This is a genomic window from Flavobacterium sp. (assembly GCF_003525665.1).
In the GTDB taxonomy this organism is placed as follows: Bacteria; Bacteroidota; Bacteroidia; order Flavobacteriales; family Flavobacteriaceae; genus Flavobacterium.
In genome coordinates, this window is sequence record NZ_DQDX01000070.1 from 3008 (window position 1) to 10105 (window position 7098).

9 protein-coding genes are annotated in these 7098 nt (G+C 31.2%); 1 reads left to right on the forward strand and 8 read right to left on the reverse strand.

What is annotated here, in order from left to right; genetic code table 11:
* Nucleotides 1–47 precede the first annotated feature (47 nt).
* From DIU01_RS04930 to DIU01_RS04955, 6 genes are all read right to left on the reverse strand, one after another.
* Nucleotides 48–350 carry a YbjQ family protein gene (locus DIU01_RS04930; RefSeq protein ID WP_290832129.1) on the reverse strand — a complete coding sequence of 101 codons (303 nt, stop codon included), beginning with the start codon at nucleotides 348–350 and terminating at the stop codon, nucleotides 48–50.
* 83 nt (nucleotides 351–433) lie between these two features.
* Nucleotides 434–1255 (reverse strand): YgcG family protein, encoded by an 822-nt coding sequence (locus DIU01_RS04935; RefSeq protein ID WP_290832130.1) that lies wholly within the window; start codon nucleotides 1253–1255, stop codon nucleotides 434–436.
* Nucleotides 1256–1259: 4 nt separating this feature from the next.
* Nucleotides 1260–1697 carry a TPM domain-containing protein gene (locus DIU01_RS04940; protein WP_290832131.1) on the reverse strand — a complete coding sequence of 146 codons (438 nt, stop codon included), beginning with the start codon at nucleotides 1695–1697 and terminating at the stop codon, nucleotides 1260–1262.
* Nucleotides 1697–2308: a LemA family protein gene (locus DIU01_RS04945; RefSeq protein WP_290832132.1), complete on the reverse strand. Its 612-nt coding sequence runs from the start codon at nucleotides 2306–2308 to the stop codon at nucleotides 1697–1699. The genes DIU01_RS04940 and DIU01_RS04945 overlap by 1 nt, the downstream gene beginning before the upstream one ends.
* A 46-nt stretch (nucleotides 2309–2354) precedes the next feature.
* Nucleotides 2355–2666 (reverse strand): PLDc N-terminal domain-containing protein, encoded by a 312-nt coding sequence (locus tag DIU01_RS04950; protein ID WP_290832133.1) that lies wholly within the window; start codon nucleotides 2664–2666, stop codon nucleotides 2355–2357.
* A gap of 1 nt (nucleotide 2667) precedes the next feature.
* Entirely contained in the window at nucleotides 2668–3000 is a 333-nt protein-coding gene (locus DIU01_RS04955; RefSeq protein ID WP_290832134.1) for a MerR family transcriptional regulator, read from the reverse strand.
* Between the two features lie 157 nt (nucleotides 3001–3157).
* Here DIU01_RS04955 and thiL point away from each other — a divergent pair, with 157 nt between their 5' ends.
* The gene (gene thiL, locus DIU01_RS04960; protein ID WP_290832135.1) at nucleotides 3158–4204 is read left to right on the forward strand and encodes a thiamine-phosphate kinase; all 1047 of its coding nucleotides are present in this window, start codon (nucleotides 3158–3160) and stop codon (nucleotides 4202–4204) included.
* 45 nt (nucleotides 4205–4249) lie between these two features.
* Here thiL and DIU01_RS04965 read toward each other — a convergent pair whose 3' ends face one another.
* Both DIU01_RS04965 and DIU01_RS04970 read right to left on the reverse strand, forming a co-directional pair.
* Nucleotides 4250–4924: a response regulator gene (locus DIU01_RS04965; RefSeq protein ID WP_290832136.1), complete on the reverse strand. Its 675-nt coding sequence runs from the start codon at nucleotides 4922–4924 to the stop codon at nucleotides 4250–4252.
* 6 nt (nucleotides 4925–4930) lie between these two features.
* Nucleotides 4931–6973 (reverse strand): tetratricopeptide repeat-containing sensor histidine kinase, encoded by a 2043-nt coding sequence (locus tag DIU01_RS04970; RefSeq protein ID WP_290832137.1) that lies wholly within the window; start codon nucleotides 6971–6973, stop codon nucleotides 4931–4933.
* Nucleotides 6974–7098: the final 125 nt, after the last annotated feature.

The following is a 7098-nucleotide window of genomic DNA, read 5'->3' on the forward strand; positions in this document are numbered from 1 at the left end:
AATTGTTTTTACTAGCAAGTGATACTGCGATACGATAACATTGCTAATCATTTTTTAATAATGGTAACAGCAGTTCCTGTAACGGTTACAATGATAATAGCACTATTAGAAAGTTCAATTTCAACATTTATTCCTACAATAGCGTTTGCATTCAATTTTTCTGCATTGGCATTTAATTTTGCAAATGCTTGTTCTTTTACTTCAGCAATACTTTCACTTATTCCTTCATAGTATTTTTGCATGTTGAAAGTCAATGTGTTTTTTTGCATACTAGCTGCTGTTCCTGAAATTACGCCCAGATATTCTAAAATTTTATAATCTTCTATAGAATTTGTAGTTGTTAAAATCATATTATCAATATTCTAAGTTTTCGTTTTATTTTAAATAATGATGTTCTATTTACCTTTTTAAAAAGTACTTTTTGTTGTAGAAATTACCAATCGCCGCCAGAACCACCACCAGAAAATCCGCCGCCGCCAAATCCGCCACCGAATCCGCCACCACCGCCAAATCCGCCACCAGAAGAACCTCCAAAACCACCGCCGCTACTTCTTCCCATATTACTTAAAATAATAATGTCAAGAAGGCTTGCGCCACTTCCGAAATTTCCACCAGAGTTTCCGCCTTTGTTTTTCGACGCAATAATGATTACAACAACGATAATAACGATAAAAACCAAGATTGGTAAAAATCCACCGTCATCCGATCTCTCAACTCGTTTGCCTTTGTATTTTCCTTTGAATACATCAAAAATAGCATTTGTACCTTTATCTAAGCCATTGTAATAACTGCCAGCTTTAAATTCTGGTATTATGATATTTCGAGTAATTTCTCCACCAATTCCAGCTGTTAGTCTATCTTCTAGTCCATAACCGGCCGAAATCCAAATCTTTCGTTCTTCTTTGGCTAAAAGTATGATTACTCCATTATCATTTTTTTCACTTCCACCAATTCCCCAAGTTTGTCCCCATTTTGGGGTAAGAATTCCAATATCTTCACCTTTTAAACTTTCGATAGTAATTACAACAATCTGAGTAGTAGTAGAATCAGAATACTTAATTAATTTGTTTTCTAATTGTGCTTTTTCTGAATCGCTTAAAACTTTGGCATAATCATAAACCGAAGTTTGAAATTCTGGTTTGGGAGGAATTGTGAATTGTGCAAAAGAAGCAGTAGACTGTAACAGTGCAGTTATTGTCAAAAAGAAATAGAAAATCCATTTGGAATTTGGAATTTTTTTATTTGGAATTTTCATAAATTTATCCTTTTGATATTTCATTAGAAAGTTCGTTAGCGTCATTCTCGTCAAATGGGAAATATTTTTTTAATTGTTCGCCAGCATTATGAATTCCTTCAACCAATGCCTGAACGTTATTTCCTGTCTTAAAATGATTTACCATGATGTCTTTGGTACAATCCCAAAAATCGTCTTCCACTTTGTCATTTATACCTTGATCTCCATAAATAGCAAATTTTCTACTTTTTACAGCAACATAAATGATAACGCCATTTCTAAGTTGGGTTGTGTCCATTCCCAATTCATGGAAAACTTCCACTGCTCGTTCAATAGGAGCAATGGAGGTTTCTTTTTCTAAGTGTACGCGAATTTCGCCAGAAGTATTTTTTTCTGCCAATCGAATCGCTTCAACGACTTCAGCTTCTTCGGCTTTAGTTAAAAAATCTTCTACTTTAGACATTATTTTGCTTCTTTTTTGTCGAAGTTAAATTCTACATCTGGAGCTTTATCTGCACCAACAACTGCCTCAAAGAAAGGTTTTTCTTTAAATCCGAACCAACCAGTAAAAATACTATTTGGAAACACTTTCACGTGATTGTTGTAAGGTTTAATTGCTTCGTTGTAACGAGTTCTTGCTGTCAAAATTTGATTTTCTGTACTAGCCAATTCGTCTTGTAACTTCAAGAAATTTTCATTGGCTTTCAAGCTAGGATATTGCTCTACAGTTACCAATAATCTTGATAATGCACTGCTCATTCCACCTTGAACTTGGTTAAATTGTGCTAATTGTTCAGGTGTGATATTTGTTGGATCAATAGTCATAGAAGTTGCTTTTGCACGTGCTTCAATAACTGCAGTTAAAGTTCCTTTTTCAAATTCTGCAGCACCTTGAACTGTTTTTACTAAATTTCCAATAAGGTCATTTCTTCTTTGGTAAGACGTTTGTACATTACCCCAACTTTCCTTCACATCTTGTTCAAGAGTTACAGCTGTATTATTAATTCCTTTAAAGTAGAAGTATCCAAATAATACTACTACAGCTAAAATTATCCAAGGCAAAAATTTTCTCATAATTTCTATTTGTTTTTAAGTTTATTATTGATTTTTGTTTATTGATTTATAATGTTTGTTTTAATTTAAAATCTCGATTTGTTACAACTCTTTTTCTTCCTAGCAAAAGATATACCAAACCTGCAAACCATCCTAAGGCTAAAAATCCTACTAGCCACATAATTTTTTCACTGGTTTTAATTCTGCTCGATTGGAAAATTTCATATAAAGCAGCAAATACAAATACTGCTAAAGCAAAAATTCCAATTCCTAACAAAACACTTGCATTTCCCCAATGCATTATTTTAATCAAAGCTCCAATTATTGATAAAATAAAGGAACCAGCAAAACTTGCGTAAATTAGTTTTTCTCTATTCATTTTATAAATGGTTTTTTATGTTGGTTAATTCAGCTTTTATTCCTTCTAATTTCGAAATAATATCATATTTATCCAAAGTCTTTTTCTGACCTTCTTTCAAATGCGTCTTAGCACCTTCCAGTGTAAATCCGCGTTCTTTTACCAAATGATAAATCAATTGCAAATTCTTCACATCGTCCTGCGTAAACATTCTATTTCCTTTAGCATTTTTCTTTGGTTTCAAGATGTCAAATTCCTTATCCCAAAAACGAATCAACGATGCATTCACGCCAAATGCTTCGGCAACTTCACCAATACTAAAATATAATTTATCTTTAGATAATTCTATGTGCATAATTTTTAAATTCCAAATTAATAAATTCCAAATTCCAATCAGTATAGAAATACCAATGTTTTAAATTCCAAATTCCAATCTCGTTGACGTAGTTAATATTATTTCAAAAATCAAAAATCGTTAATCAGCAATCGTTAATCTTTCTTACCTTTGCAACATGATAGAAGATAAAAATCCGCAACGAACATCACTTTCGCAATTGGGCGAATTTGGATTGATAGACCATTTGACAAAAAATTTTGATGTAAAAAACACCTCAACTATAAAAAGTATTGGTGATGATGCTGCTGTTTTAGATTTTAAAGATAAAAAAGTAGTCGTTTCAACTGATTTACTGATTGAAGGTGTACATTTTGATTTAGCTTACATGCCATTACGCCATTTGGGTTACAAAGCTGTTGTAGTAAATGTTTCTGATATTTGTGCGATGAATGCTAAAGCAACTCAAATTACAGTTTCGGTTGCTGTTTCTAACCGTTTTCCGTTGGAAGCATTGGAAGAATTATTTGACGGAATTTCATTAGCTTCTAAATTTTACAATGTTGATGTTATTGGTGGCGACACAACTTCGTCACAAAAAGGTTTGATTATCTCAATTACAGCCATTGGTGAAGCAAATGAAGACGAAATTGTTTACAGAAGCGGCGCAAAAGAAGGTGATTTGTTAGTAGTTTCTGGCGATTTGGGTTCCGCTTATATGGGATTGCAGGTTTTGGAGCGTGAAAAGCAAGTGTTTCAGGTAAATCCAAACAATCAACCTGATTTAGATGCTTATACTTATTTGATAGAAAGACAATTACGACCAGAAGCGCGACATGATATTAAAGAATTATTATCGAAATTAGAAGTAAAACCAACATCCATGATTGATATTTCGGATGGATTATCTTCTGAAATTATTCATATCTGCAAGCAATCAAAAGTAGGTTGTAATTTATACGAAGAAAAAATTCCGGTTGATCCGCAGTTTATCAATGTTTGTGAGGAATTCAATATTGATTCAACAACTGTTGCTATAAATGGTGGAGAAGATTATGAATTATTGTTTACCATTGCTATGGAAGATTTTGATAAAATAAAAGCCAATCCAAATTTCACCGTTATCGGACATATGGTTGGTGAAAGCGAAGGAACGCATTTGATAACAAGAGCCAATACTAAAATTCCGCTGAAAGCTCGTGGTTGGAATGCTTTGGAAGAATAAAAAACTAAAAAATCCTCTTAAATTTATCGTTCAAGAGGATTTTTTTTATTTCAACATCATGCCATTTTCTTTGGCTTCTTTTATTAACTCTTCGTTGGTACAACCTTTTTTACCAATAAGCTCTTTCATGTTCTCTACTCTAGTTCGCACAGAAGCTGATGAAAGCGGAATATAAAGTGCAACATCTTCTGCAACAACACCTTTATTTATAAAGTGTAGAATTTTTTTATCGAAAACATCGACATACACTTTTTCTTTCTGCATTTGGTTTAAGTAATTTATAACCGAGTCGCTATAATATTGTTCGCCTTTTAAAATTGTAGTCAAAGCCAAAATCATATTATCGTAGGTTAAGTCATTTTTTATAATTAATCCGAGTGGATCAATCTCTTCTATAACTTTTTGAACTTTTAAACCTTCTGAGTGCATAGTAAGTATCACCGTTTTGCAATCTGGAGAAACTTGTTTGAGAAGTTTGGCTAAGTCTTCGCCAGTTTGCATGTTTTTTTCCTCATAAACTGGCATACTGATATCAAGTAGTGCAATATCAAAAACAGTTCCTTCGGGATTCATTATGGCTTCATAACCAGTTTTGCAGTCGCTGGCTTTGGTAATTGTAAAGGAGTACTTTTTATTAGGAAATCTCGTAATGGCGTTTTGATAGCCAATAATAATAAAAGGATGATCATCTACAATTAAAATATTAATGTTTTGGGACATAATACGTTATACTTTAAAGTTTGAATTTTCAAGCGGAAAGATAATAATTATTTTCGAACCTTTACCAATTTCCGATTTAATATCAATTGAGCCATTACATTGATGTACTCTAGATACCATATTCTTGGTTCCGATTCCTTTGTTTTTCTTGATGTTGGTATCAAATCCTTTTCCGTCGTCTTCAATGTTAAATAATAAATTCTCTTCAGTGTCTTTTCTAAAATGAACCAATACATTTTTGGCGCCAGCATGTTTGTTGATGTTTTGCAATGCTTCTTGAAGAATACGGTATAAGTTGATTTTTATAATATTAGAAATTTTATCCCAATCTATATTTTCGCTAATTATAACTTTTATGTTGGCATTATTTACTTTGGCTTGTTGCTCGATCAAGCTATTGATGATGGCAACAAAGTTATTGATTAGCAACGAAGTTTCTCTACTTAACTCATGCGATATTTCGCGTAGATCTTGTTCTATTAATTGGAGTTCGTTTAAATATTCCAATCGTTCTTTCTTGGCTTGTTCATCATCAAAACTATTTAAACCATCAAGACTTAATCTTAAACCAAACAATCTTCCTAAAACGCCATCGTGTAATTCTTTAGACAATCGTTTTTTCTCTAAATCTTTACCAAGTTCTAGTTGGTTTTGGTGCGAAATAATTAACCTGTAAATTTCTTCATTGGCTTGTTGTTGGGCTTGCTTGAGCGCCAATAAACGAGCGCGTGAACGCTGATTTTTCATTAAAAAAAGAACCCCAATAAAAAATACCGTACCAAAAAAGTAGCTAAGAATGTTTCTATTTTTTTCTAATAAATTAAAATTCTCTTGACGAAGTTCATCGGTTTCCAATTGAATACGTGCAAAACGATCTTTAGAGTTTCGTTCTGCAATTTGAAGACTGTCGGACAATTTTGTATATTCTGCTGATAATTTTACAGAATTTTTTTTATCTGTCAAAGATAATTGTCTTAATGCAATTATTAAATCAACTGGGTTTTTAGAAGTTCTTGCAGCTTTTAATGCTAATTCACCGTATTTTTTTGATGACAGCGAGTCATTCCTTTTCTGATAATACTCTGAAAGATGAAGATTACTTACTACTAAAGAGGAAAAAAGTTTTAAGGTATCACGTGTTTTTAATGCTAAAAAAAACATGTCTGGAAGTTCTGAATAGTCTTCAATTTTCAATTTACTGTAAGCTAAATTATCGATCAAGTTAGCATAAAGTTCAGGGTTTTCATTAATTAAATTTTTGTCAATTAATGCCTTTTGATAATTTGAAATTGCTTTTCTATATTTTTTTTGACTTTGATAAATAAAACCAATATTATTTAAACTAATTGCTTGTAAGTTGACATTATTTTTAGCGTCAATCATTTTAGCAACATTTAATGCCTTATTATGGTATTCTACAGCATTTTCGTATTCTTTTAATTCAATATAAACAACACCTAATTGATTTAATGTTTCGAATAGTTGCTGATTTTCATCAGACATTTTAAATATAGAATATGCTTTGATTAAAGATAGTTCTGCTCCTAAAAAATCACTTGCAATAGATTGAACTATACCTTTATTTAACAGAACAGTTGCATAGTTTAATTTATCATTAAGTTTAAAATAGATTTTTTCTGCCTTTTGATAATAATAATATGAACTATCAAAAACACCTGTATTTTTAAATTTTCCCGCTTTATAACGATATACTTTTACTAAATTAAGACTATCATTACTTGATATTGATTTTAACAATAAATTTTTTGACAATTTATCAAAATTTTTCCAGTCTTTTAACTTATAATATTGAAAAAGAATTGTAAACAAAGTATCTCTATTTCTCTGAGTATTGTCTAGTTCTTGACTATATCGAAAAGCATTATCATTTGCAACAACTCTATCTTCAAATTTAGATTTCTCATCTTTAGACATACTCAAATAGTAAGATATACTATCTAAGGTTACTTTATCAGAAACAATTTTCTCCTTATTTTTTGAACATGCAAGGATAAGTAAAATAAAGAATAGTGAGTATGTAAATTTCAAAATTTGCTTTTTGATATTCTTCAAAAGTACAAAAGTGTTTTCAAAAAAAAAACTACCATTACAATAATGATAGTTTAATATATATAATGCTTATTTTTGTTTTATTCACCTTGAGAATTTTGTGT

What these genes read in the sequence shown, in the direction of transcription:
- DIU01_RS04930 (WP_290832129.1), bottom strand. Translation starts at nt 350, where the DNA reads ATGATTTTAACAACTACAAATTCTATAGAAGATTATAAAATTTTAGAA.
- DIU01_RS04935 (WP_290832130.1), bottom strand. Translation starts at nt 1,255, where the DNA reads ATGAAAATTCCAAATAAAAAAATTCCAAATTCCAAATGGATTTTCTAT.
- DIU01_RS04940 (WP_290832131.1), bottom strand. Translation starts at nt 1,697, where the DNA reads ATGTCTAAAGTAGAAGATTTTTTAACTAAAGCCGAAGAAGCTGAAGTC.
- DIU01_RS04945 (WP_290832132.1), bottom strand. Translation starts at nt 2,308, where the DNA reads ATGAGAAAATTTTTGCCTTGGATAATTTTAGCTGTAGTAGTATTATTT.
- DIU01_RS04950 (WP_290832133.1), bottom strand. Translation starts at nt 2,666, where the DNA reads ATGAATAGAGAAAAACTAATTTACGCAAGTTTTGCTGGTTCCTTTATT.
- DIU01_RS04955 (WP_290832134.1), bottom strand. Translation starts at nt 3,000, where the DNA reads ATGCACATAGAATTATCTAAAGATAAATTATATTTTAGTATTGGTGAA.
- thiL (WP_290832135.1), top strand. Translation starts at nt 3,158, where the DNA reads ATGATAGAAGATAAAAATCCGCAACGAACATCACTTTCGCAATTGGGC.
- DIU01_RS04965 (WP_290832136.1), bottom strand. Translation starts at nt 4,924, where the DNA reads ATGTCCCAAAACATTAATATTTTAATTGTAGATGATCATCCTTTTATT.